Source organism: Pseudomonas sp. CFBP 8770 (assembly GCF_014841705.1).
Lineage (GTDB): Bacteria > Pseudomonadota > Gammaproteobacteria > Pseudomonadales > Pseudomonadaceae > Aquipseudomonas.
This window is the reverse complement of sequence record NZ_JACYUL010000012.1, coordinates 24,213-48,670: the sequence shown is the minus strand read 5'-3', so window position 1 is coordinate 48,670 and position 24,458 is coordinate 24,213. Positions and strand designations below refer to the sequence as shown.

Annotated in this window: 19 protein-coding genes; 8 read left to right on the top strand and 11 right to left on the bottom strand. The window is 53.8% G+C overall.

The features are described 5' to 3' along the window. Positions 1-64 precede the first annotated feature (64 nt). Positions 65-1,909 (top strand): UvrD-helicase domain-containing protein, encoded by a 1,845-nt coding sequence (locus tag IFT98_RS20745; protein ID WP_192051374.1) that lies wholly within the window; start codon positions 65-67, stop codon positions 1,907-1,909. 178 nt (positions 1,910-2,087) lie between these two features. Here IFT98_RS20745 and IFT98_RS20740 read toward each other — a convergent pair whose 3' ends face one another. The 6 genes from IFT98_RS20740 to IFT98_RS20715 all read right to left on the bottom strand — a co-directional run bounded on the left by IFT98_RS20740 (position 2,088) and on the right by IFT98_RS20715 (position 11,019). Beyond that, positions 2,088-6,671, bottom strand: coding sequence for an AAA domain-containing protein (locus tag IFT98_RS20740; protein WP_192051373.1), 4,584 nt, complete (start codon positions 6,669-6,671; stop codon positions 2,088-2,090). 142 nt (positions 6,672-6,813) lie between these two features. Continuing rightward, positions 6,814-7,689: a hypothetical protein gene (locus IFT98_RS20735; protein ID WP_192051371.1), complete on the bottom strand. Its 876-nt coding sequence runs from the start codon at positions 7,687-7,689 to the stop codon at positions 6,814-6,816. A gap of 239 nt (positions 7,690-7,928) precedes the next feature. Further along, the gene (locus IFT98_RS20730; protein WP_192051369.1) at positions 7,929-8,141 is read right to left on the bottom strand and encodes a hypothetical protein; all 213 of its coding nucleotides are present in this window, start codon (positions 8,139-8,141) and stop codon (positions 7,929-7,931) included. A 365-nt stretch (positions 8,142-8,506) separates the two neighbouring features. Then, entirely contained in the window at positions 8,507-8,800 is a 294-nt protein-coding gene (locus tag IFT98_RS20725; RefSeq protein WP_192051367.1) for a hypothetical protein, read from the bottom strand. A 249-nt stretch (positions 8,801-9,049) separates the two neighbouring features. Beyond that, positions 9,050-10,450 (bottom strand): hypothetical protein, encoded by a 1,401-nt coding sequence (locus tag IFT98_RS20720; protein ID WP_192051366.1) that lies wholly within the window; start codon positions 10,448-10,450, stop codon positions 9,050-9,052. Beyond that, positions 10,447-11,019 (bottom strand): hypothetical protein, encoded by a 573-nt coding sequence (locus IFT98_RS20715; protein WP_192051364.1) that lies wholly within the window; start codon positions 11,017-11,019, stop codon positions 10,447-10,449. Before IFT98_RS20715 ends, IFT98_RS20720 begins: the two co-directional genes overlap by 4 nt. A 474-nt stretch (positions 11,020-11,493) precedes the next feature. Here IFT98_RS20715 and IFT98_RS20710 point away from each other — a divergent pair, with 474 nt between their 5' ends. Together IFT98_RS20710 and IFT98_RS20705 are read left to right on the top strand one after the other, a co-directional pair. After that, positions 11,494-12,387, top strand: a complete 894-nt coding sequence (locus IFT98_RS20710; RefSeq protein WP_342214198.1) for a metallophosphoesterase — start codon at positions 11,494-11,496, stop codon at positions 12,385-12,387. Between the two features lie 335 nt (positions 12,388-12,722). Next, positions 12,723-13,688 (top strand): endonuclease, encoded by a 966-nt coding sequence (locus IFT98_RS20705; RefSeq protein ID WP_192051360.1) that lies wholly within the window; start codon positions 12,723-12,725, stop codon positions 13,686-13,688. A 213-nt stretch (positions 13,689-13,901) separates the two neighbouring features. Here IFT98_RS20705 and IFT98_RS20700 read toward each other — a convergent pair whose 3' ends face one another. After that, positions 13,902-14,711 carry a hypothetical protein gene (locus IFT98_RS20700; RefSeq protein WP_192051359.1) on the bottom strand — a complete coding sequence of 270 codons (810 nt, stop codon included), beginning with the start codon at positions 14,709-14,711 and terminating at the stop codon, positions 13,902-13,904. 657 nt (positions 14,712-15,368) lie between these two features. Here IFT98_RS20700 and IFT98_RS20695 point away from each other — a divergent pair. Then, positions 15,369-15,917, top strand: coding sequence for an SH3 domain-containing protein (locus IFT98_RS20695; RefSeq protein WP_342214197.1), 549 nt, complete (start codon positions 15,369-15,371; stop codon positions 15,915-15,917). 236 nt (positions 15,918-16,153) lie between these two features. Here the strand turns inward: IFT98_RS20695 and IFT98_RS20690 are convergent, their stop codons facing one another. Further along, entirely contained in the window at positions 16,154-16,402 is a 249-nt protein-coding gene (locus tag IFT98_RS20690; protein ID WP_192051357.1) for a CsbD family protein, read from the bottom strand. Positions 16,403-16,593: 191 nt separating this feature from the next. On the opposite strand from IFT98_RS20690, the gene IFT98_RS20685 reads away from it, so the two are divergent. Beyond that, entirely contained in the window at positions 16,594-17,181 is a 588-nt protein-coding gene (locus tag IFT98_RS20685) for an acyl carrier protein phosphodiesterase (RefSeq protein ID WP_192051355.1), read from the top strand. Between the two features lie 222 nt (positions 17,182-17,403). Then, a complete protein-coding gene (locus tag IFT98_RS20680; protein WP_192051353.1) occupies positions 17,404-17,979 on the top strand; it encodes a TetR/AcrR family transcriptional regulator in 576 nt (191 codons plus the stop codon). A gap of 20 nt (positions 17,980-17,999) precedes the next feature. On the opposite strand, the gene IFT98_RS20675 is transcribed toward IFT98_RS20680, so the two are convergent. The 3 genes from IFT98_RS20675 to IFT98_RS20665 all read right to left on the bottom strand — a co-directional run bounded on the left by IFT98_RS20675 (position 18,000) and on the right by IFT98_RS20665 (position 21,389). Continuing rightward, positions 18,000-18,887 carry an EamA family transporter gene (locus IFT98_RS20675; protein ID WP_192051351.1) on the bottom strand — a complete coding sequence of 296 codons (888 nt, stop codon included), beginning with the start codon at positions 18,885-18,887 and terminating at the stop codon, positions 18,000-18,002. 95 nt (positions 18,888-18,982) lie between these two features. Beyond that, on the bottom strand, positions 18,983-20,155 hold the full coding sequence (gene metC, locus IFT98_RS20670; protein WP_192051349.1) for a cystathionine beta-lyase: 1,173 nt from the start codon (positions 20,153-20,155) through the stop codon (positions 18,983-18,985). 544 nt (positions 20,156-20,699) lie between these two features. After that, positions 20,700-21,389, bottom strand: coding sequence for a GntR family transcriptional regulator (locus tag IFT98_RS20665; RefSeq protein ID WP_192051347.1), 690 nt, complete (start codon positions 21,387-21,389; stop codon positions 20,700-20,702). Positions 21,390-21,575: 186 nt separating this feature from the next. Between IFT98_RS20665 and IFT98_RS20660 the strand changes: the two genes are divergently transcribed. Further along, positions 21,576-22,766 carry a mandelate racemase/muconate lactonizing enzyme family protein gene (locus IFT98_RS20660; protein WP_192051345.1) on the top strand — a complete coding sequence of 397 codons (1,191 nt, stop codon included), beginning with the start codon at positions 21,576-21,578 and terminating at the stop codon, positions 22,764-22,766. A 154-nt stretch (positions 22,767-22,920) separates the two neighbouring features. Continuing rightward, a complete protein-coding gene (locus IFT98_RS20655) occupies positions 22,921-24,300 on the top strand; it encodes an MFS transporter (protein ID WP_122797578.1) in 1,380 nt (459 codons plus the stop codon). The last annotated feature ends 158 nt before the right edge of the window (positions 24,301-24,458 follow it).

Genomic DNA, 24,458 nt, shown 5'->3' with positions numbered 1-24,458 from the left:
GGAAGCTGCGCAAGAAACAGTCAGAATTGGTGATTGTTACGGCCCCCCCTGGTGAGGAGATTGTATGAGTGTGCTGCCAGATGCTGACCAGGTGATCCAGCGATGCTTGGATCTTGATAATCCCACCAGCTTTTTCCTTTACGCGGGTGCAGGTTCGGGCAAAACCTACTCGCTTGTTGAGGCGGTTCGAAACTTTAAAGAACGGGCATCGGAGCGCTTGCGGGTCGAAGGTAGACAGATCGCTGTCATCACCTACACCAACGCAGCCGCTGAAGAGGTGATGCGCCGACTGGAACACGATCCGCTGGTTTGGGCCACTATCCATTCCTTTGCGTGGGAGAGGATCAGGGGATTCAACGACGACATTCGAGCCTGGATCAAGGTCAAACTGGCTAATGATATTGCCGATTTGGAGGGCAAACTGGCAAAAGCCTGGGGTGAAAACAAGACCTACCGGGCTAACAAAGCAGACCGCGATAGAAAGCTTAAGCGGCTGGAAAACATTGATCACGTTTTTGATTTTACCTATAGCCCAACGGGTGAAAACCGTGGCCATCAGGCGCTCAGCCATTCGGACGTGATTGGCTTGGCCGCGGACTTTATCCAGCAGCGCCCGCTACTCGATGTTTTGGTGGACAAGCACCCGGTTCTGCTCATCGATGAGAGCCAAGACACTATGGCTCGACTGATGGAAGCTTTCTTGGTGGTTCAGGCTGAGGCATCCGAGCGTTGTTGCCTAGGCCTGCTAGGCGACACTATGCAGAGCATCTACGGACACGGTATGCAAAACCTTGCTTGCGCCGTGCCTGAAGACTGGGCCAAACCCGCGAAGGTCTTGAACAGGCGATGTCCGGTACGGGTGGTGGAACTGATCGACGCAATCAGGGCCCAGGTCGACACGCATCAGCAGTCGCCGCGTCACGATGCGCCTTTGGGGACAGTGCGCATGTATTGCGTTCGAAGCCAGCCAATGTCGACCTTTCAAATCGAGAGTGAGGTCGCCAGGCGCATGGCCGATGTCACCGGAGATAGCGTCTGGAATTCAGGTATGGAGGGCAGGAAAACGCTGATCCTGGAACACAAGATGGCGAGCCGACGGATGGGATTCGACGGCGTTTTCGTTCCTCTTTATCAGGTCGACCACCTGAGAACCGGCTTACTCGATGGCACACTTCCGGTATTGCGAGTGTTCATTGAAGGGGTGATGCCAATACTTGATGCGGCGCAGATAGACAGCTTTAAACTGATGGAGGCAGTAAGGCTTCGCTCACCACTGTTGGCCCGGGAGCGGTTGGCAGCGGCTCCCGACCAGGCGTTGACGATAGCGCAAGCCGGTAGAGGTACCGAAGGTTTACTTGAGCTGTTCGCCAATGCAGATCCGTTGATAAGCGATGTCGTACGGGTACTTGCGCATACGCATCTTCTAGATCTCTCAGATCGCCTTCGTCTTGCATTCGAGATGGGGGCGACAGAAGAAGACTTTCCTGACACCGGCGATCGGGAGGCGCTTGAAGTCCATGCCTATAGATTGCTGATTGGAGCCCCTTTCTCGCAGCTCACCGCCTATGCCAAGTATTGCAGTGAGCTATCGTCTTACGGTACGCATCAAGGGGTGAAGGGTCTCGAGTTTCCCAGAGTTATGGTCATCATTGACGACAAGGAAGCAACAGGCTTTTTATGGCATTACGAGAAAGCTCCTGGTGTAGCGCCACCCTCCCCTGGCGACCTCCAGAAAGAGGCAGCTGGCGAGGACAACGCGCTGACTCGGACGCGCAGACTGCTATGCGTGACTTGCAGTCGTGCGCAGGAAAGTTTCGCAATTGTCTTTTACACAGCTGACCCCGAGGGCGCGCTGACCAGTATCGTCAAAGCAGGGTGGCTGCATAAGCACGAGATTTCGATCATTTAGTACCGATGACAAGCTTGAGGCAATCGAGCGCCGCGATGGGCATGATTTTGGTAGTCTCCCGCTAATTTTCAGACACCAAGGCGATACGCCCCGTCAAATCATTTTCAGCTGCTTGCAATGGAAAGACCCTGTTGTAGTGCACGCGCACAAGCCGATCGCGCGTGCGGTTCGGGACACATTAGATAGGTAGTGCCTGCTGCTTTTCACCGGTAGTCGGTAGAGACGCGAGATCACCGATGTTGTCGTCATCTTCATCCAAAGATGAGTTGGCCGCGGGTGACCATTCCCGTAGCTCAACGACAGCGGGAAGCTTGTCCAAGGCGTGGGTTGGTTCGATACCGAGCTCAGCCAGGCGCTGGAGGAGCTCGGCGAAGATTTCCTCCTTATGCATATTCCAGGATGAGGCGAAGCACCGCCAAAACGTCCACCCTGCACGCTCAAGGATACGCTGGCGGTTCATGTCCGCTTCCCATCGATCAGGGCCGTGGAAGGCGTCACCGTCACACTCAATGGCGAGGCGATTATCATTGGCGCCCTCAACGACCATGTCGAGTCTGAATGCCCCGCTCTTCACCTGCGGGATCACACGGTATCCACGCTCCACCAATCGGGTGAATACTTGCTGCTCAAACCCTGATTCGCACAGCTTGATAAGGCCGTCCTGATCGACCTCCTCCTCAGTCAACGGTTTACTGAAGTACTCAAGGAGCGTTCGGCGCACGTCCTTTTGGGAGAGGTGATCCAGGGTAACAGACCGAATCAGGTACATCCTGTCGCGCGCACGGCTGGCTGCCACATTAAACCGTTGCTCAGCAGCATTGCCCGAGAGCGGGTGGCAATTCTCCGGGTCTGCAACCAGAGAAATGAAAATGATGTCGCGCTCGCTTCCCTGAAAGGTGCTGGCGTCGCCACAGGCAAATTCGCGGGCATGGAGCTCTGCTGCAGGGCAGCGTTCGCGCACCAGTGAGTCGATGAATTTTGCTTGCTCCATGCCCCCTAGTAGCGTCACCACACCAATCGAGCGACCAGCGTATTTGTCGTTCTTGATGAGTGCCTGGATTTCCTCAGCGATAGCTTCAGCCTCAAGCTTGTTGCAGCCCTTCTTGTTCCGAACTCCGTCCTTGACGTAGATGTCCACCAGCGGTGGATCGAGGCGCTCGGACGGGCGAGGGATTCGAAGGGGCTGGATTGCGCCACCGTAGAACTGGTTGGAGTAAGAAATGATGGGAGGGACGCAGCGGAAATGCTCACGCAGCATAACCATGTGGCCAGCGAAGACCCGCGATGCCAAATCGTAAAGTGATTTATCCGGTGTCATATCCGCCCCATAGGGCTGATCGTTCAGATACCGATTACGAAGTTCACCAATCCGCTTACCTGATTTGAAACCGCCATCAGGAGAGACCTGCTTGTCATCCCCGACTACCAGCACCTTTTTGGCTCTGACGATCGCGGGCAGAGCCCATAGATCTGACTGGCTCGCCTCATCGACAATCACCAGATCGAAGGCGCCGATCTCTGCCGGCATGGATTCAGAAATCTTTGCGTGACTCATGATCCAGCAAGGCACGGCGCCGGCGGCGTCCTGCATGCACTGTTGAGCATCACGGCGGTAACGCTCCGCGTTCGGGCCTGTACCCTGCCCTATCTTGCGTATGGCCGTCGAGTAGCCAGCTAGTGCTTGCAGCACCATCGGACTAGCATTGGCCTTGGTAGATAGCCATGCTGCTCGGCTCACGACCTCGCGATACATACGTGCCAAGCCAGTTTCCAGTTTCACTCGTTTGCTATTTAGCTCAACGAGTTCATGGCGCGCTTCAATGCTCTCGAGATGGGAGCGAATCCGCGCATGTTGCCACGCCTCTTTCCAACTGCTTGGAAAGGCCAGGTCTTCAGCACCGTTCCCAACGGGGACAGTCAACAAGCGATCGGACAGTTTTTGCGCTCCAGCCTTCATCACTTGGTGTGCGCCTTCGCGCACATGATTCAAATGGCCACCCAGTGCTTTAATCCGCTGCAATTCTGTCAGCAGGTCTACGTACAGGGATACGATCCGATGCGAATCCTGATCCGGACTGCCCAAACGTTCCAGGACGAACGATCGAAGTCGGTCGGCAATAGGGCTATTCCCCGCAACTTGGGCCTGCAGAATCGCGAGCGAAGCTGCAGCAAGACTAAGATCCAGTCGCGCCAGGTTCTGGTTGAGCTGATCCCGCAGGTCTCGTATCTCTGCGATTGTCAGGCGATGCATGCTATCCGGGGCATCCGCGAAGACGGCTTCGCAGAGCGGCTCCACCTTGTCAGCGTAGTGTGCAGTGAGATCGACGGCTGCCTGGACGGCGATGATGGTCAGTTCCAGTTCCCGGAGATGAGCCATGCCCGATTGAAGTCGAGGGATCCCCAGAGTTTCAGCCAGTGGGTTCCACCTTGCAGAGAAGGATCGCACGTCAGCGTGAAGCTTTAGATAGTCCAGGACAGTCTTCCACTGCTCAGAAGACTTTGGCGCCGAGCCATTGATACGGACGTGACTGATGTGTGCCTTGGCTTGAGAGACTCCAAAGCTCATGAGCCCAAATGGCTTACCTGTGTCGGCAGCCCTTTCGACAGCTTCGGCCGTTTTCTCGCAATCCAAAGCCTCATCTGGGAATTCAACAAAGTTTTCCAGCATCACCTTACGGCGTTGTATCAAAGCTTGTGCCACCGGGAGCATACCTACCAAGACAGAGAGCTCACTGTCGTAGCGGCGACCTGCCGCCTTGAGGCGCAGCTCCAGCGACCAAGAAATTTCGGACTCTCCGCCCTCGTGCAAGACCTCCAGTTTCTCTTCGCACAAACCCAGTTCTAGAACCAGCTCCCTGGCGGCTGCAATAACGATTTCGCTGTCGGACTTTAGAGGCTTCAGCTCACCCTGACCCAAGGCATGTTCAAGCGATTTCAGCTTGCAGAGTGAGCCGTGGAGTTTGCCAACGTCGGCTGCTTCCGGTAATTGCTCAACTTCCGGAAAGCTGGCGTCTACGTACACAAGGTCACTTCCAAGCTGGCGGCGAGCTTGTCTCAAGCTCTTACCGACTTCATCGTCAAAGGGCAGCGAATGTTCAGGGGATAATGACAGTACGTCGTCAAACCAAGCGTATTGGTCTGCGCCCTTCATGAGCAGCTCCGCAAGCTCCTCCGCACGGTATTTCGCATCGCCGACCTGAATATCGGAGAGCTGAGTCAGCGCAATCTCATTGACGCGGCGATCAAGTTTCACCAGCTCGGTATGAGCGAGGTCGATGGACTGGTGCAGGCGATCGATCTCTCCCCGAGCCAGGGATGGATTGATTTGCGAGACCTGATGTTGGATCGCCTCGATCGAGCCTTGGAATTGCCGAATACCCTCTCGGTCACTCGTCAGCAGTGCGACCGTGAGGGGCCTGACCTCAGCGGGAATCTTGGACTGAAGTACCTTCAAGGCTTGCTCGCCACGAGAGGTGACCAGGACGCGTTTACCCGTCGCGAGGTAATGGCAGATGATGTTCGCGATCGTATGGGTCTTGCCAGTACCGGGAGGGCCTTGAACCGTCACACCGGGTGCGTGCTCGAGGCGCTGAACGATTGTGACCTGCTCATCGTTGTAAGGGAGCGGAAAATACAGCTCCTTCGGCTCAGCAGTCGATCCATCCATGCTTCTGCTGGATAGCCCGCGGAAGTTGACGTGCTGGTAATCAAGCGCAATGGTCGAGGCCGGGGTCACCAACGCGAGCGGGCCCGCGGGAAGTTCAAGACAGTCCTTGAGTTTTTCTCGAATTTTGCGGAGGTCGTTGATCAGCCAGTTGCTGGGTTTAGGCCGTGCAAACACAACCCAGGCATCGCTTACCTGCAGAGTCTCACCTGGTTCGGGGAGCCGCGAAGGGGCGTTTTCCGTTTCTGCATATTTGCCTTTGCTGTCCAGGCTTCTTGCCGAGAGCTTGAGCACATCCGCGAAGGTCGAGGGCAAGAAGGGGTTCAAGGGCGCGTCGGCATGTCTGCCCAGGTGATTGCGGATTGCCCTTTCACACTCGCTGGCACCAGGGACATTGGCGTTTATCAACGCATCGAACTCAATCATCGGTTCGGTGGCTCGCGGGCGAACTTCGACCGCCATACTCTGTTCGTTCAACGAGATGTCGAGTGCCTGGGTGAGCAATGGATAATTGAAGCCCTGCTGCACGTCGTTGATCGTTAGCGTCCAGGCGCTGACGCCTATGCCCCATACCAGTTCTCGAGCAGATTTTCCCGTCTCCATCTGCTGCATCAATGCGAACATGTCGCCATAGAGACTGATCGTCCTGCGACGAGGCTTCTCATGCTCAGCCCATTCGTGCCACTGGGCCAGATAGGTCGTAAGCGCAGCTAACGCTTGCGCGCGCACCTCGGATTCGATGACGGCGATATCACCCTGTGGGTCTTGATCCTGCTGTTCGCGAATACGCTGATGAAGCGCCTGTTCAGCCAGCACGGGTGGCTTGGAGGGATTACTGCTGACGGTAATGAGGGAGCTGTAGTCTCCGTCAACGGGGGCCGGGGCGCGTGACTCTTCAAGTCGTTCGACCTGTAGCCAGACATTGTCGCCCGGGAACTGGAGATCAAAGTGCAGCCCTGGAAGATCCAGAAGCGCCCCCGGCTGATACACATCATTGACAGAGCTCGTGAGCTGAAAGCGCGACGGATCAAGCTCCTTGAGGCTTTCCTCTGCATACTCGAACAGTCGGCTAAGGAGCTCATTAGGCGTCCGTTGCATGTTGACAAGGATGCCATATTGCCTCTATGCGCGGTCTTGGAATGATGGGGTTCCGACGAGTGCCTGACACACTGGACAAATTCAGACGGAACCGTAGTGTGAAGGTTCCAGTAGGACGGGCGCAAAGGTGTAGCCAATCCTATTAACCAGTACGTGAACAGTCGGAGCCATCCTGAACGGAATCAAATTTCCAATCAGCCAGCCCTTCACACCCAGAGGCAAGGTAATCAACCGGCGTGGCTACTCCTGGGTCAGCCCCCACGGCCAATGCAGCAAGAGCTGCGCTCTGGGCCGATAGGCTTAAACCGTCCCACCAGGAGATACGGATGGCATGGTTTTCACAGGCCAACGATATCCGCAGCAGCATATCCTCAAGTCTGCCGCCTCTGCAGATGCCTTCCTGCAGAGATTGACGCGCAAGCTGGCAGGTTTGGTCGCTTGTCTCATGCCAGGCGAGAACATATGCCCACCCTTCTTCAGTCGGGGCCGTAAAAAACGTGAGCAAGTCGAGCGTGTCTGCTTCAGGCCCTAGATTCTGGAGCTTGTGTCCAAGAAAATCATAGTCTGGGAAAAGCAGCCCTGCGGCTTGTATCGAGCACGGAGAGCTTGACCGAAAAATGATGAATCGAAATTCAGCAAAATCTCCACGAGCGATTGCCGCATCGTAAGTGACTTTGTGCTTGTGAAGATGTTGAAAACCAAACGCGTGCTCTTGAGCGGAATTCAGTAGCAATTGGCGGCGAGTTTCAGGCACGTCTGGGTGATCGATCATAGCTGCCAGAGAGTGCGCGGCGTTTTCTTTGACGAAGTATTCACGACAAACGCTGCGGTAGGCATACAGGGCAACCTGTTGGTGGTCAAAAGTCAGCGGCCTGTCATCGATGAGTGCGAACAACCTATTGTCGTGATACTTGCACATGCCTCGGAAGGTAGAGACCTTATTGACCCCCGTTTTCTTTAGTTGAGGCTCGCCCCGCGTAGCTTTTAACGTGGAGAGGTCTGCGAACAGTCGATACACGTGACCCTCTTCCGCGATCAGGTTCAGCTGGCCGCCTCGCTGTATGGAGTGCGCAGATATGATGGCGTCGCAGCGTGCCCCACTTTCGTAATGGAGGCATCGCCCCCTGTTACGCTGCTGAACCATCGCTGCCTGATGCGCTTGGGTGAGAGACATAGCGATCTCTAATACTTTAGTTGCCGGTCAGAGCTGCGCGTGAGCCTTCAGCTGTCCAGCACAGCGTGTAATTGGTTACAGAATCATGGCCTCTCAAGCCCCCGATGCCTCCTGGTTGCCGAAGAAACGGACGGCGATGGCAAGCTGCGGCTGGCGCCATTTCGCTTCACCATCACAGCCAGGGCGTCGAGCGGGTCAACCCTATCCAAAAGAATTTGGGATAGACGATCATGAGCAAAATCCCAAGCTGATGTGCCTTGATCACGGTTATGCAGAACTCCGATGAACTGATCCATGCTTCATCTCCTACGTCGCTTCGACGGCTTAGCGTGCCCGGCACTCTCCCGATCCTCTGCGCCCGAGGTAGCATCGCTCCCCCAGGCTTGGCTCAACAGCGCCGGCCTGCTGCAATCACTCATTTTCTTGCCGAAGGGAAGCCACGAGCGACACGGTTTTTTGTTCATATAGGTCGGTTAAGACCGCGGCCTTTTGAAGTGCCTTGACCTCGTCTCGCAAGGCTGAGATCTGTTCTTTAGATGCTCAGCCACTCCGGCGGATTTGGCTTCACCCTGACGTAGCGACTCCAGCTGAGCGTTGAGAGACTGAGCCGATGCTTCCTGACGTGCAAGCATTTTGCTTGCTGCTTGGCCTCCCCGAGAAGCTACTCATTATCCCGGTTGAGCCGCGTCGATTCGTCCTGTTTGACCGCGATGGTTTCCCGCAGCGTGCGCTGTTCAACCTGCATCTCATGCAGTTGAGAATCGTGCTTGCGTTGATCCTGATCACGCTGTTCCTTCGCTGCATCGCGGTAGTGCTCGCGCGCCCCTCGGGCCTGAAAATGTTTTTCTTCCAACGACTGGATGTGTTCGTCCTTTTCAGCAACCCCTCTGCACAGTGCCGCGCTCTCGCGTGTAGTACAAGCTCCGGATGGTATCCCATGGTTGCCAATACGCATGGCGGTTGCCTTAGCACGCTAGGCTTTATTACAGACAACACCGCATTGGTAACTCAGGAAGTGGTTTTGATTACCCCTGGCCCTCTATAATTCCAGCGGCACTAGCAAAAAAGCACGCATTACAGGCGCAAATAGGTCAAGACTCACGGCAGGGTGCCGGCTGCTGACCCATCGCGCTCAGGGATAGACGATGCATGGTCTGGGCATCTCTCGAGAGGCGCAGTCATGCAATCCTTACCATGGATCTCTTTAACAATAACCAACAGCATTGAATCCTACGATTCCTCGCCTCAACAAGGTGAACCCCACCCCGTCCGTCTTGAACGGTTGCTCGATGAAACCTGCCATCCCGAACGACTTCACCGCGAAGTTGTGTTTAGCGAAAATGTCGAATCCTGCCAACTTGAGCACATCCTCTGGAACGGCGTACGACTGCTCGACCAGCCCCCAGAAAGCCCATCCCGACTCCACGCAAATTCCTAGCACCTTATCGTTGGCGTAGGTTACTCCGAGTGATCCCAACGTTGACCCGACGAGGTTGCCAACCAGCGCTCCGAGTACGGGGACAGGAATGATCACCTGGCCAAGCGCCGCACCGCCCGCTCCCATCATCAGCGCTACGGCGTCCCTTGAAGAGTTGAATGCCAGTTCCCTTCCGCTAAGGGTGCCGTGGGCGTAGCGGCAAGAGTTTTCGATGGAGTTGAGTGCCATCGCGGTAGCCATACCGACCGCAGATGGTGAAACCCCTTTGAGCGCATTACCCATCAATCCCGCATTGCAGGAGCCTGTTATCACTGCTGCAATTCCTCCGCGTAAGGCAGCTGCCGAAGAGCTCGACAACACTTGGTCAGCGCCTTCACGGATGAGCGCCGAGTCGAGTTCACCCGATGCGATGCAGCGCGAGACAATCCGGTAAACATGAGGGGCCGCCGTTAACGCCGCGGAAAATGCAGCCGCATTCAGCGCTGCGCTGCCGGACTCTCTGAAGATGTCCGACCACTCGACGAAGCTCTCCGTATTGAGACCGTATGCATCGGGATCAATAGCCTCGTCCCGCTTAAAGTCCGAGGCCATTCCTTTTGCGTCAACCTCACTTAACGGTTTTGAAGAAGCCTTAGCGACCTCGATGTGGTCGCTCACTGTGTCGGCGGTATGCTTGTAGCCGGCGGCAAGCTCCGGACGGATATCCTGGTTACGGATCGCCTGACGATTTGACTCTGCTATCACGTCTGCCAATTGATCGGACGGGGCGATCTTCTGACTGTTCGAGTAAGCAGGGTTTCCGAGTTGATCGGCCGTAGCTTCGCCAGTTCTGTAATATTTTAGCTCTGCATGTGAGGTGCTCACCCCATCACCGTAAGCTACATCCTGTCCTGGCCTGTTGGTACCCAGCGCACTAGCCCACACATTGTCTTGACCTTTTGCCACGGCGGATACGTTGAGGGTCTCCGCATGCCAAACCTCCGCAAGGTTGCCTTTGACGTAGTCAATAGTCACATTTGCCCTGCGTGCAGCTTCCTTAGCAAGAGCATCGACAGCCGCGTCGACTGCCGCCTGGACATCGCTCACAAAGATCGCCGACTGCGAAGCCCCGCCCACGCCCGCGAAGTCCTTGCTCGCACGTAAGTATGCCTCCTCAAAGGGGGTCAATTGATTTTTTCCTCAAGACCGAACCAAGCATCTAGTTCAGTAAGGACGAAGTTGTAGATAGCCATTTTGGTCTGCTCATAACGCAGGGCCTTCGCCTCGCTTTTGTCCTTGAAGTACCGTATCGCTTGGTAACCCAAGCCGCCGACCGCGCCAGCGGCCACGATTGGAAGAGTTGCAATGAACGAACTTCCAACGATGAATCCGAGGGTGCTGGAGGGTGCGCCGTAACCCAGCTTTTCCTTGAGCGCTTCAAACGCAGCCTTCTGCTCAAGTTTGCCCTCGCCGAAAACCACAGCCTTACTGCCGTCACGGGCGAAACACGCCCCTTTCAAGTTGACAACACTGCGCATGGTTGCAAGGTACATTTTGGAATAGCGGTTCTCTTCCACATCCCCGATGAAGATCACATGGCTGCGTCCCGACAAAGTCGGTAGCGTGTGCTTGTAGTGATTGATAGTCCACGCCGCAGCGTCTACACCGTCCACTTTGGACAGTTCATGCTGTAATGTGATGGCGATATCTTCATAGCTTTCTGGGTAGACCACTATGACTTGCTTCGTGGCGAACATGGCTCAGGTTCCTTAATCGAGGCTTCGGGTTCTAATAGGGAAACCTATCGGCAGGTTCTGCCGAGACATGAGCTTCAATCACGAGTTGGTTCCTGACCCTCGCGTCCCAGGGTATGTAGTGGCCAACTGATCCCGGACACTGCGTTACATTTTTCCTCAGCGACCGCAGGCGCTGACCCTTGATTAAACTGGTGTGGTCGCCGCCAGTTGTACGGCTGCATCAGATACCGACCGGTATCCTGCTTCGCCAGCGCAGCTCTCATGTAGAGTTTTGTCTCCCCCCCCGCTTGACCTTTGGGAAAATCAGACAGACAGGGCCATCTAAACTCACGGCCTGACTCGTAGCTATCTGGCGCGATTCCAGGCGCTTCAAACGAACCAGCAGAGCACTTCCATTCCGGTCATCTTACGTCTTTGGTTGGCACCGAACGCTTCAAGACGGACAATATCTCCGTGGCTACCTGTCGGTGGCCTATGGTTGAGGATACTGCAGGCATGACTGAAAGAGTCCTGAGACTTCCCCCAAACGACATTGGTCGCGACTTCGTCATAGGCGACATCCACTTCAAGACTATCGAGCTCTACGAAGGCTTGAAGGCTCTGGATTTTGATAGCGCAATCGACCGTGTTATCGCTGTCGGTGATCTCATTGACCGGGGCCAAGGGGTGCTGGACGGCTTGAAACTCCTCGGTGAGCCATGGTTCTTCACCGTCCAAGGCAACCATGAGCAGATGTTGATCAACGCCTATCGCACTAATCCAGATGCACTTTACTGCGCGCATGGGGCCGGTTGGTGGTCGACCATTGCTGACGAGTCCAAAGCGATGATCGTCAACAAGCTCGAGAGCCTTCCGATAGTCATAGAAATAGAGTGTCCTAGCGGAGTTGTTGGCGTCGTCCATGCAGACGTCCCGTCTGGCATGCCCTGGGGAGAATTCGTTGAGGGCATAGCAGATCCAAAGGTCGAGCAGACTGCGCTGTGGGGACGGTCACGGGTTGCCCAACAGTCTCACGCGGGAGTTAAAGGCGTATGGCGCGTTTGCGTCGGTCATACCTGGACGTCGTCACCCATGCGTCTTGGAAACGTGCTGGCCCTAGACTGCACCGGAGGTCGTGAAGGCGCATTGGGCATCTACTGCGTTCGGGATGACGCGATCTACGTTGATGGCACACTTGTGTGCAGTGATAAGGCTGAAATGCCTTCCAAGCAGCTGCGAGATGAAGCTCGTGAACCCCAACGCGTCACGGACGCCCTTCATGGCCTCAGTTTATCTACGAAGGATAGGAAAGCTTCGAAGCTAGACGAGCTCAGAGCCGCATTTACGGACACAGGGCTTGCGGGGGTTCTTGAAAGGTTGTTCAAGTGACTGCCAGAAGCGCAGCACTTGTATGGTTCAGATTCAGGCTTCTTCACGTAATCGCATGTGCCAGCCCCCGGTCATATGCTTGAAGCTAGCTCACTCGTATGTCAGTCAACGCAGAGATAGCCTGAGCGACAGAGGACGTGCTGTAGGCACCTCCGTCGCACCAGCAACGGTGCAGCCCTGCAGTTGAGTGTCTACCATTTCATGCCTTCTAAAATCTCCTGTCCTGATGAACTGCGTAGCCATAACCAAGCTTGTCCATGGCCACAGAAACAAGCGTTCGGCATCCCTAACGGGCATCGGTACAATGCGCTGCTCATTCAATCATTGCCGTTCCCATGAAAAGCCTATTTACCGTTCTAGCCATCCTCCTTTCGTTCAACCTTCAAGCCTTTGCTACCCCTCCCGCCACCTTTACCGAAGCAAAGATCGTCGCGAAGCAGAAGGTCTACCTTGACCAAGCTGATAGCGTGATGGGCGAGCTTTACTGCGGCTGCAAATGGGCTTGGGTTGGTAAATCAGGTGGCCGTATCGATGCGGACTCTTGCGGCCTCCAGGCTAGAAAACAGGAGACACGTGCTGAGCGCACAGAGTGGGAGCACATCGTTCCAGCATGGACGTTTGGACACCAGCGTCAGTGCTGGCAGAACGGTGGTCGAAAGCACTGCGTTGATGATGACCCGGTGTTTCGAGCGATGGAAGCCGACCTGTTCAACCTCTATCCTTCTGTAGGCGAGGTCAATGGAGACCGTAGCAATTTCAACTACGGCATGGCTTCAGGTGTGGCGCCACAGTACGGTCAGTGCAAGACCAAGGTTGACTTCGATCAGCGTGCCGCAGAGCCCCGTGATGAGGTGAAAGGTCTTGTCGCTCGAACGACCTTCTACATGTTTGATCGGTATCAACTCAACATGTCGCGACAGCAGCAACAGCTACTTATGGCGTGGGACAAGCAGTATCCAGTCACGCCTTGGGAGCAAGAGCGCAACAAACGGATAGCAGCTATCATGGGCCATGCGAATCCATTCGTGACGGGCGAGCGCTCATGGACTTCCGGCTACAAGCCGGCAGGTGATGGGCTAGTGAGTCCTGTTCCGCAGAGGATTGCGAAATCGACGCCGGCACCTCAGGTCATCAGTACGACTCCGCCGGGAGTGATCATTGGGAACAAGAATAGTCATGTGTATCACCTACCTAGCGGATGCCCCAGCTACGCCCAGGTGTCACCTAAGAATCAGGTGACGTTTGGATCGGAATCAGAAGCAGAGGCTGCGGGGTTCCGGAAAGCAGGTAACTGCAAGTAGACGGGGGGCTAACTTTACACGCAGTTCTTGATCTAGGTGTCTGGGGCTATCTTAAGGCGACGTGCGGGAACGGTTGTCGTGAGTCAAGTCCACGGTAGCGCTGGTGTCTTAGCTCTGCGGGCGTCCATCCTCCTGTCCGTCGGCCCTCGGCATGCGCGCTCCGCTTGCAGCTGATCGCGCAGTCAGCCTCAGCAGAGCGGTTATTGGTCAAATTTAATCTTTGCGCACCCGAGTAATCGAAAGGCTCAGAGGGTTTGTCTGGCTATCGAAGGTATAGCGGCCGACGTCCGTCGTAGCACTTTTCGTGGGACTGAACCAGATCTTCCTCATTAATGACTTCATCTCGTCGCTGCTTATCGATGGCTCAAGAACCCGAATTGCGCTGCGAGTCATGCAGACCATTATCTGGTACTGATACTTTTTCTCTACCGAAGCTAGCGATGCGTCGAGCCAGCTGCCTTTGGTAATGAGGCCCTCTTCGTCAAAGCTCAACCTAGCGGATGCACCAGCCGCCCGGTCTGTCCATATTTGAGTCACCGAACCAGGTATGTCGATGCTAGATGTAGTAGCAACCTTTCGACACCAAGGATGCTCCTGAAGTGCGGCATTGAACGTCTGACTGAAAGCATCCACGACCATTCCGAATGGAAGCGGAGCGTCGCACCCATAGAGGTATTCGATGCGGTCGACTTTGCCGAGTCCAACCTCGCGAAAAAACTCCTTCGCATCGTCCAAAAGCTTTCCACTGTCTAGCGGCCCGCAATTGCGCGTCACCTGCAAAGTTTGACTAAAGCTACCATTGAAATTGCTACTAACGCTGTAGGTCATGCCGGCATTTTTACCATAGCGTTCCTGCAATCTAGACACTGCAAGGTCAATTTGATCCTTCCTACTCGCCAAAGCGTTCAGTTTCTGATAATCGCGGTAGTAACGACCGGGGGCTGACCAATCAACCTTGAGCGACAGGTAAAGCAACAGGCTCAGGCCAAGGAGGCTCACTAACAAACGGGTACGTTTCGGCATGCTTTAAAAACCATGATGTTTACGTAGGTATCGGCGCAGACAGCTAGAGCTTGAGTCGCGAACGGCCAAACCGGCTATGCCGTAATGTGTCCAGTTGCCAAGATCATTGTCTAGATATCGCTCACTGTGAAAGAGATGTTTATGAAGATCCGGGTCAAATGGGGGGCTGACTTTCTAACCAGTGAGCCATACTCCGAAATCACGACCTGCGGCCATATAGCCGACAGGCGTTGTGCCGATGCCCCCATAACACCAGGTGCCAAGCGATAAGACCGATGCCAGAAATCCTGCTACCGGCTCCCGTAGGAAATTCTGCAGCTGTGACCTTCGAGGGTTCCCAATCCCTTTCGTCCCGTAATAGCGCCAGACAGTCATATCGCCAGTTAGAGCGCTCACCACATCTATCTCGACCGAGACATTGTCCGCGCAGCAGACACGGTAGTGAAACGGGCGATCAGTGATTCAAGGCACCGCAACGTGGAGGTCGACGAATGGTTTCCTTCCCTCGAGGCTACGCAGCTGCTGCTTGGGGTACTAGATCTCGGCAAGCCTAAGTTTTCGGAACTGAACAGGCTGCAAAAAGTGGAAGCTTGGCTAAGCTCGCAATAGGTGATGACGTCTGGTTGGTCAGGAAGACAGCCGTTTAAAACGTGCTGAATGAGAGCAATGGATATGCGCAAGAAGTCCCAATCATGGTTTGTCCCGCTTCTGATTCTTTTTGCGGTTCTGTGGGGAATGGGGAAGAAAGACGCCCCTCCTGCGGCGGTACAACCGAGCGTCCCAAGCACGCCAAATACGCTAACGTCAATTTCGCCAGCTCAGTCCTCTGCGCCGGCTCTTGCCTCTGCGACTGAGCACTTTGTAAGTGCTGATAATCTCAATGTCCGGGATCAACCAGGCGGTAAGGTCGTCTCGAAGCTGAAGCGTGGGGAAAAGGTTCAGGTCTTCGAGACCCGGAATGAATGGGCGCGCATCAGCACTGATAGTCAGTCTTCCCAATGGCTTTCGTTGAAAAGCCTTTGCAGCGGGTCGGGCTGCTACGTAGTTTCGAAACCCAAACCAGTGACTCAGCCAGTACAGCCTTCTCGCCAAAAGATTCCCGCGTACGGCTCGTCCTGTCCTTGTTCATCGGGCAACGTGTGCATCGGGCCTCGCGGTGGTCGGTACTGCATAACGTCGGGAGGAAACAAACGCTACGGCGTTTGAGCCATTATCTGATGACGGTCTTCACGAAGATCAGTGATTTCGCAGACCCGTTGGCAGAGCGCCCAATAGATCAAGCTGTAACGTCACGATAAACTTCCCTGCCGATCACGGGGTATTGGCTTTGGATCGGTACAACCGCCCCCGTTGCCGACCGATGGGCAGGATCAACGGGCGGGAGGATGAGCGCAGGAGGCAGCTCTCTATTGGAGAGTCCTTTCTGCCTGAATCAACCTGGATCAGCGGCGCAGGAGCCGGTTAAGTACCAGCAGGGCTACTGCACCAATCGCGATTGCAGCCACTGGTTTTTCTTTCGCGAATTTGGACACGCTATCAAGCGCATCGCCATAGGTTTGAGTCAGCTGGCCAGCAGCTTGGCGTCCCGCACCTTCGGCTTCAATCTTCGAATCACCCAGTAGTTTTCCCACTGCGCTTTGAGCTTTGCCGGCAACCTTCTCTATAACGCCTTCAACCTGTTCGCTTTTCATGATTTCAATACCTTCGTGAGTGAGCAGCTCAGATTCAGCTGAGCTAGCGGCGATGTGCAGAGCTTTAGGGGGATGAGCTTCAAAATACGTTCAAAGTTGATAAAGCCCTGGGACGTACCCATCTAGTAGATAGGACATTTGCGAGTCTGCTATCTTGACTGTCGACCGCTACCTGCATGGAGGGGCATTGGATGAATTATTTGGCTCATCTGCACCTTGGGGGGCAGTCGTCTGACGAGCTCCTGGGTAGCCTTTACGGGGACTTTGTTAAAGGCCCACTCGCAGGGCGCTTTTCTCCTAAAATTGAGGCGGCGATTCAGCTGCATCGCACGATTGATGCATTCACTGACGCCCACCGGGTCGTCAAGCGAGCGCTGTCACGATTTCCCAGCGAGAAAAGGCGCTATGCCGGGATCGCTCTCGATATGTTTTTTGACCACTGCCTCGCGCGCGATTGGGAGCAATACTCTAACGTCCCGCTGGATGACTTCGCGCAGCAGATCTACGGGATCTTGGAGGCAGAGCCTAACCTTCCTTCGTCACTGGCGCAGGTCGAGCCCTTGATGATCTCGGAGGACTGGCTGTGCGCCTACAGAGACATTGAAATGATTGGATATGGCCTGGGCGTAATCTCGAAGCGCCTCTCCAGACCAGAGGGCCTTGATGGGTTGTTCGAACATCTAGAAGGTAACTATGAGCTGCTGAGCGCAGACTTCAGCGATTTTTACCCAGCACTCCAAGCTTTTACGCGTGTGCCTGGAGACGCAAAAGTCATGTGAGGACGCTGGGGGCAGCGAGCAGTCTCTTCAAAGCGGAGCTTGGGCGACCGACATCGCTTGATGATCTCGGCCAGCAATGAACGCTCACAGCCGCTAACCTGTTGTGGCTGGCATTTCAGAGCGCTTCACACATCAGGTAGCGCGGTGCTGCTCATTGCGAAAGCTGTCTTATGAGGAGTGACTAATTTATGATGTCCGGATGACAAATTCGGATGCCGCATCATGAGTACACGTTCAGACCTTTTGACCAGCGCTGAAATCCTGTTGCGCACAAAGGGCTATGCGGCCTTCAGCTATGCCGATCTGGCAGAAGACATCGGTATCAAGAAGGCAAGTATTCACCACCACTTTCCTACCAAGGAAGGCATGGCGGTTGCCATCGTCGAAAGCTACCTGTTTCGTTTCAAAAATCAGCTAGACGCTATCAATGACGAAAATACCTGCGTCGTCGACCGACTTAAAGCCTTTGCCTTGATGTTCTCGAATAGCAGTGAGAATGGAATGCTTCCCCTCTGTGGTGCTTTGGCCGCAGAGCTTTTGGCCCTGCCGGAAAGTCTACGGACATTGACCAAGGATTTTTTTGAAATCCATCTCACCTGGCTCCAAGGGAACCTTGCTCATGGCCAAGCGTTGGGTGAGTTCAAAGCCGATCTGGATGTTACGAAGGTGTCGAGGTTCATGCTGAACACTCTTGAGGGTGCAAGCTTTGTCTCGTGGGCCATGAACGATGATTATCAGAAGTCTTCTGGGTTTGATTTGATTCTGGCCGGGCTTTTAGCTCCTCAATCTAAGCATTGAGAGCCTTATTGGCAGGCTCTTCACCGGCGTGATTCCGCTGAACGTTTACCGCTCAGTATTAGACCGATGCCTCCCAGTACGGCAAGTGATGTGATCACTAAACGAGAGGTGAGGCTTTCGTCTAAAACTAGAGCTCCCGCCAGCGATGCTAATACAGGAACGCTCAGCTGGATGGAGGCGGCCTGGAATGAGGAAAGCGTACGCAAGGCTGCGTACCAAATCGCATAACCTAGTCCCGAAGCAATCGCGCCTGAACCAATCGCACAAAGAACACCTGTAAGATCGATGGACAGGTGACCTAGGAAAGGTGTTGAGGCCAAAAGCATGAAGGGGATGGATCTCAGGAAGTTCCATGCGCTTGAAGCGAGCGGGTCATTCGATTGCCTGCCAATTAAGGAGTAGATGGCCCATGCAACACCTGAAAGCGCCATTAGTGCAGCACTAGCCGGTGCAGGCGATGTCGCTCCTGGGAGCAGTAAGGCAACCAGCCCTCCTATGGCGAGTACGAGGCCCAGAATCGCTACGGCTTGCATCCTTTCGCCTTTGTAGTACCCGTATCCTAGCATGGTGAGTTGTACTGCACCGAACAGCAGGAGTGCGCCTGCTCCAGTTTCCAAATGTACGTACGCGTATGAAAAAGCGAAAGCGTAGACAAATAATGTGAAGGCACCAAGCCAAGTTCCAGAGCGGCGGGCGCGAACACCTTTAATTGCTACAATGACCCAGAGCATAACAGCCCCGCTTAATAACCGTATCAGTGTAAAAGATGTAGGATCTATTTCAGTGTGACGGAGTGCAAGTCGGCATAGTAGCGAGTTGGCTGCAAAGGCTAGCATGGCCAGAATCGTAAGGGGAATTACTTTTCTGGTGCCATTGAAAGAAAACTTCTTAATTGTTTGCTGCGGCACCAAACGCTCCTAACTGAACGAATACGGTATTACCTGTCTTGGAGCGCAGTCCGGTTGAAACTGTGCCTGATGCACTTTTCAAGAAATATCAGCTACTACTGACTACGCAACTTGTTAAATTGCGCAAAGCCATTCTCAAGATCCGCGATAAGGTCGTATGGATCCTCAAGGCCAATGTGGAGTCGGATCAAATGACCATCAATTTCCCAGCGTGTAGCGCTTCTGACAGGCTTTGGATCTGCCATCATTGCCAAGCTTTCAAAGCCACCCCAGGAGTAACCAATTGAAAACAGCGATAGGCTGTCCAGGATAGCGTCAGCAGCTAACTGCGAAGAAGGCGTTGTCGTAAACGACAGCAAACCAGATGCCCCTTTAAAATCTCGCTTCCACAATTCGTGTTGGGGATGAGACTCCAATGCAGGATAATAGACCCCGGTTACTTCCTCTCGGCTCTCCAGCCACTTGGCTACTATTGTTGCATTTATATAGTGTCGCTCCAGTCGCACATCAAGCGTCCTCATTCCCCGAAGAGCTAGCGTCACATCGTCAGGGCTAGCAAATAAACCCATGCTGAAATGGTATTGCTTAAGACTCTCCCATGCACGTTTGGATGCGGACACGGTGCCAAGAACTGCGTCTGAGTGGCCAACGATGTATTTGGTTGCTGCCATGATTGATAGGTCTACGCCAAGCTCTAACGATTGGCAGTAAAGCGGCGTGCCCCATGTATTATCTGCAATGACGAGAATGTCATTGTCATGAGCAACTTTGGCTATCGCTGGGATATCCTGTATTTCTAACGTCAGTGAGCCTGGCGATTCAAGGTAGATGGCTCTGGTATTGAATCGAAGGAGATCATTGATGCCTGACCCTATCGTGGGGTCGTAAAACGACACTTCGATCCCCATACGCTCACCCACCTGCTTACAAAAGGCTCTGATAGGAGCATACACGTTGTCAGCGATCAAAATATGATCACCCATTCCCACTACTGAAAGTATGGCAGTTGTACAAGCCGAGAGCCCTGAAGGGCATAGAACAGTGCCTTCTGCCCCTTCCAAAAGCTGGATGGCTTGGGTGAGAGCCTCGGTAGAGGGATTGTTCCAGCGTCCGTAGGCGTATTTCTGACGCCCTTCACGCATCGATTCACATGTGGGAAACGCGACGGTGGAGCCTCGGTAGACAGGTGTATTCACAAAACCGTGATGCTGCTCCGGGTCAATTGACGCGTGGGCCAAAAGGGTTGATGCATTCTTGTAGGTATTCATACGAGCTTCCGGATGACCACGATTGTGGGTGAGTGTCGGCTGAGATTCCTATCGCTTCCTTCGCATACTAATCTACATTTTTTAAATGTCTACCATTAGGTAGTCTTTTAGCGCCTTTTGACTAAGTTCATCCTCGGCAGCGCTTCGGCGATGGGTTGGTGGGCACGCGGTGATGTGGAGCATGCTTCGGCGGATTGGGCAGGTTGGTTCGTGATGAACGTAGCCCACACGGCGGAACTGGATATGAACTCGGGTATTCCTGACTCGATGTCAGGGAATGAGGGAGCGGAGGATCGATCTGAAATTACGATGGGGTGGCTAGAGGAAGTCGAGGATTCGCCTAGGGGGCCGTGAGCTTTTACACGTGATTCGATGCCAATCCAATAAGGCGTTGCTGGTTACGCAATCCTGAACGGAGATCTGCTGGCGCTTTTAGTCTGATGGTCGGTCTATGGTGACAGTGAGTTCCGCTCGCAGCATGAAACCGGTTAGAGGGCCAGAAGCCACAGTTACATTTCGATCTTCAGAGCTACGCAGGGCAAGCTCAATGCCCGGTAGCCTCCAAGGATTTCGCAAGCCTTTGTCCGTGGGAAGTGACGTGGTCTGCCGCTAAGCGCTCAGCCAAAATGCTGTCACCAGACACAATTGCGTCTACTAAAGCCCTGTGTTCTGGGTAGATCGACTCTGCACTCTCGACCATCCTGTTGGTGTGGAGGATATAGAGTAACACTGTATCAATGATCAGCGCGTACTGTTCGAGAAGCCGACGATGGCCGGCAATCGATACGATCAGCTTGTGCACCGCCAGATCTGCCTCAGCAATCCCGCGCCAGTCTTTGACTTCAATTGCGACCTCAAGAGTCTTGAGTGCTGCCAGCAAGGTGGTCTTACCGACCGCATCGATAGTTTCCGCAGCAAGCCTGGCAGCCAGACCTTCGAGGCAGCTCCGCAGGGTGTACAGTTCGCGCGCATCGTGAGATGAGAGCGAAAACACCTCCCACCCCGTATACGCGTGCTGAACCACCAATCCTTCTCCGCTTAACCGGTGCAAAGCCGCTCGTATCGTCGAGCGGGATAGGCCGACCTGTGTCGCCAAGCCGATCTCGGTAAGACGAGACCCAAGGGGAAGCTGTCCAGAAATTATGGCATCCCGGATGCAGTCTGCTGCTTTACGGTCGAGGCTGCGGCGGTCGATATTTTCGCCGGAAATGGACAGGGCATTTTTCTGGTTCATGCCACGATAGTGGCAACCGAGGTGGTGGCTGTCAACAGTTAACTATTCGCTTTTCTAGCATCCGTCCCCGCTGGGAATGGGGATCATCGAGAGGGTGTTGACGAGCCAAAGCTTTGGGCCTAGGATCGATTTCGTCGATTGTTAACAATTAACTGTTGGACGATATGGCCTTGGAGAACAATAAAAATGCGTATTGAACAGATCGAAACTATTGCTTGTGACGCAGGTTGGCGGAATTACCATTACCTCAAGATCGTTGCTGACGATGGGACTGTAGGGTGGGCCGAGTACGATGAAGCATTCGGGCCCGCTGGCCTCACTGGCGTGATCGAAAAAATTGCGCCCAGACTTATAGGGCAGTCAGTTTTGGGTCACGAAGCGGTGATTGGCCCACTTGCTGCGACCTTGAGACCAGCTCCCCACGGACTGGCGGCAGAAGCTCTCGGGGCTTTCGAGAATGCGCTTCTTGATCTCAAAGGGAAGGCGCTGGGAGTACCGTGCTACGAGCTTCTGGGCGGAAAGCACAGAGATAGCATCCCTGTGTACTGGTCGCATTGCGCTACCTGGCGCATCAACCATCCAAAATTTTACAGTCCGGTCATCACCGATCTGAGTGGGGTTACGCAGGCTGGCGTGGACGCACGCGAGCTGGGAGTCCCGGCGGTTAAGACAAATTTGTTCGTCCATGACGAGCGCGGTATTCGGCAGTGGATGCCAGGATTCGCGGCCCCGTACGAGCCTTCCCTGAACCTGGATAAGAAGCTGGTCACGAGTGTGCGCTCCCACCTTGATGCCTTGATAGCAGGTGCGGGCCCAGACACGGAGCTCTTGATCGACTTAAACTTCAACTTCAAAACTGAAGGGTTCGTGAAGATCATCAAAGCGCTGCGTGACTATGATTTTTTTTGGATAGAACTGGACAGTTATAATCCCCAAGCCCTCGCATACATACGCTCGCAAAGCCACGCACCAGTCGCAGCCTGCGAAACGCTGTTCGGCATACGTCAGTTCCTACCGTATCTACAAGCTCAAGCCGTTGACGTTGCGATCATTGATGCAGTTTGGAATGGAGTGTGGCAATCCATGAAGATTGCGCATGTGGCCGATGCACTAGACGTAAATGTCGCGCCTCATAATTTTTATAGCCATCAAGCAACAATGATGAACGTGCACTTCGCGGCTGCGGTTCCGAACCTCAGGATCATGGAGCATGATATTGATCGCTTGGCGTGGGACAAGGATCTTTTTAGTTATATACCGGAGATCAAAAATGGCGCAATGGTTGTGCCTGACACTCCAGGTTGGGGATGTGATCCAATCGAAGACATGATGCGAGCCCGCCCTGCTCGAGCTTTTAAAGGATACCTAGGCTTGTAACAGCTAATTAAAGCGAGGGGGATCACTCCTCGCAATCAAACTAACGGGAGAATAAAAATGACAACCTCTCAATTTACAGCGACAAGAATCTTCAAGCCTACGAACTCAAAACCGCACTCTTCTTTGATGCCTTTCGGTTCAGGTGGGCATCATCATGAATAAATCAAATGCTGTGAGCGGCCAAGAGAAATGTAACGCGGATGGCTGCGTGCAGGCGCCCGATATCTACAGAAAAATCACGCTCCGCCTAATTCCGTTTCTTTTTATATGTTACGTCTTCGCCTATCTTGATCGTGTGAACATCGGATTTGCGGCCATTCATATAAAACAGGATTTGAATTTTTCAGACGCTGTATACGGGTTGGGTGCTGGAATTTTCTTCCTAGGCTATTTTCTGTTCGAAATACCTAGCAATCTGATTCTGGAGAAAATTGGCGCCCGGCTTACGCTAATGCGCATCATGATTGTTTGGGGACTAATCTCGGGCAGCTTTGCGTTTATCCAGACACCAATGCAATTCTATATTGCACGATTTCTTCTAGGTGCGTTTGAGGCTGGGTTCTTCCCAGGAATCGTCCTTTACCTGACATTCTGGTATCCGTCTGCAATGAGGGGAAAAATCATTGCGATGTTCATGTCCGCAATCGCAGTTGCAGGAATCATCGGCGGGCCCGTTTCGGGTTGGCTGCTAGCCCACATGGATGGTGTGCTCGGCTACCGGGGCTGGCAGTGGATGTTCGTGATTGAGGCAATCCCCACTCTTATATTGGGTATCTCTGTATTCTTTGTGCTCTCGAATAGTCCTAACGAAGCCAGCTGGCTCAGTAACAGCGAGAAGAGCATTGTTGTTGACGCCTTGGCGGAAGAGAACTCAAGTGATAAAGGGAAGACTCATCATTTTGGTGCAGCACTGAAGGATTATCGACTTTATATTCTCGGCGCTGTTTACTTCTCTATCTCGGCTAGCTTGTACATTATAAGCTTTTGGTTGCCGTCTCTGATTCGAGAGCACGGAATTTCCGACGCAGTAAATATAGGCCTGCTGACTGCAATACCCTATATCGTAGGCGTAATTGGAATGATCTTGATTTGCAAACACTCTGACAAGAAACAGGAGCGCCGTTGGCATTTGGCTGTGTGTATGTTCGGTGGTTGCATCGGGCTTTTAATGGTTGTGTGGTTCGGCCAAAGCTTGGTGGTTTCTTTGGGCGCGATCACGCTAGCAGCTACGTGCATACTCACTGCGATGCCCGTTTTCTGGACAATTCCAACCTCCTACATGTCCGGTTCTGCGGCAGCAGGTGGAATCGCCGCAATTAATTCCATTGGCTTGCTGGGCGGTTTCACCAGTCCAGCTGTGATCGGTTGGATCAAGATCACTACCGGATCCATAAACTACGGCCTATGCATTTTCTCAGCTGTACTTGCATGCGGAGCTGTTCTCTTGTTGAAGGGCATTCCTGCAGCACTGATACCGCGTAAAGACTTTCAAGCTACTGTAGGTAGAAATTTGCACGCGGGGCAGACCCACTGAAATCGTGCAGTGCCAAGACAGCGTATGGCTTGGCACTGCACGGCTCGGGCAAGAACAGAGCACATCCCTGTCAGCATTTTCTAATCGTTATTTCCCTTTCAAACAGCCGCTCAGCGGATGTGGAAGCCGCTGATTTCCTCCCGCGCTATCTCTCTGAT

Coding starts and splice junctions, on each gene's coding strand:
- IFT98_RS20690 (WP_192051357.1), bottom strand. CDS start 16,402: ATGAAAAGCGAACAGGTTGAAGGCGTTATAGAGAAGGTTGCCGGCAAA.
- IFT98_RS20725 (WP_192051367.1), bottom strand. CDS start 8,800: ATGCGTATTGGCAACCATGGGATACCATCCGGAGCTTGTACTACACGC.
- IFT98_RS20730 (WP_192051369.1), bottom strand. CDS start 8,141: ATGGATCAGTTCATCGGAGTTCTGCATAACCGTGATCAAGGCACATCA.
- IFT98_RS20705 (WP_192051360.1), top strand. CDS start 12,723: ATGAAAAGCCTATTTACCGTTCTAGCCATCCTCCTTTCGTTCAACCTT.
- IFT98_RS20685 (WP_192051355.1), top strand. CDS start 16,594: ATGAATTATTTGGCTCATCTGCACCTTGGGGGGCAGTCGTCTGACGAG.
- IFT98_RS20740 (WP_192051373.1), bottom strand. CDS start 6,671: ATGCAACGGACGCCTAATGAGCTCCTTAGCCGACTGTTCGAGTATGCA.
- metC (WP_192051349.1), bottom strand. CDS start 20,155: ATGAATACCTACAAGAATGCATCAACCCTTTTGGCCCACGCGTCAATT.
- IFT98_RS20665 (WP_192051347.1), bottom strand. CDS start 21,389: ATGAACCAGAAAAATGCCCTGTCCATTTCCGGCGAAAATATCGACCGC.
- IFT98_RS20700 (WP_192051359.1), bottom strand. CDS start 14,711: ATGCCGAAACGTACCCGTTTGTTAGTGAGCCTCCTTGGCCTGAGCCTG.
- IFT98_RS20745 (WP_192051374.1), top strand. CDS start 65: ATGAGTGTGCTGCCAGATGCTGACCAGGTGATCCAGCGATGCTTGGAT.
- IFT98_RS20655 (WP_122797578.1), top strand. CDS start 22,921: ATGAATAAATCAAATGCTGTGAGCGGCCAAGAGAAATGTAACGCGGAT.
- IFT98_RS20715 (WP_192051364.1), bottom strand. CDS start 11,019: ATGTTCGCCACGAAGCAAGTCATAGTGGTCTACCCAGAAAGCTATGAA.
- IFT98_RS20680 (WP_192051353.1), top strand. CDS start 17,404: ATGAGTACACGTTCAGACCTTTTGACCAGCGCTGAAATCCTGTTGCGC.
- IFT98_RS20660 (WP_192051345.1), top strand. CDS start 21,576: ATGCGTATTGAACAGATCGAAACTATTGCTTGTGACGCAGGTTGGCGG.
- IFT98_RS20695 (WP_342214197.1), top strand. CDS start 15,369: ATGAGAGCAATGGATATGCGCAAGAAGTCCCAATCATGGTTTGTCCCG.
- IFT98_RS20710 (WP_342214198.1), top strand. CDS start 11,494: ATGGTTGAGGATACTGCAGGCATGACTGAAAGAGTCCTGAGACTTCCC.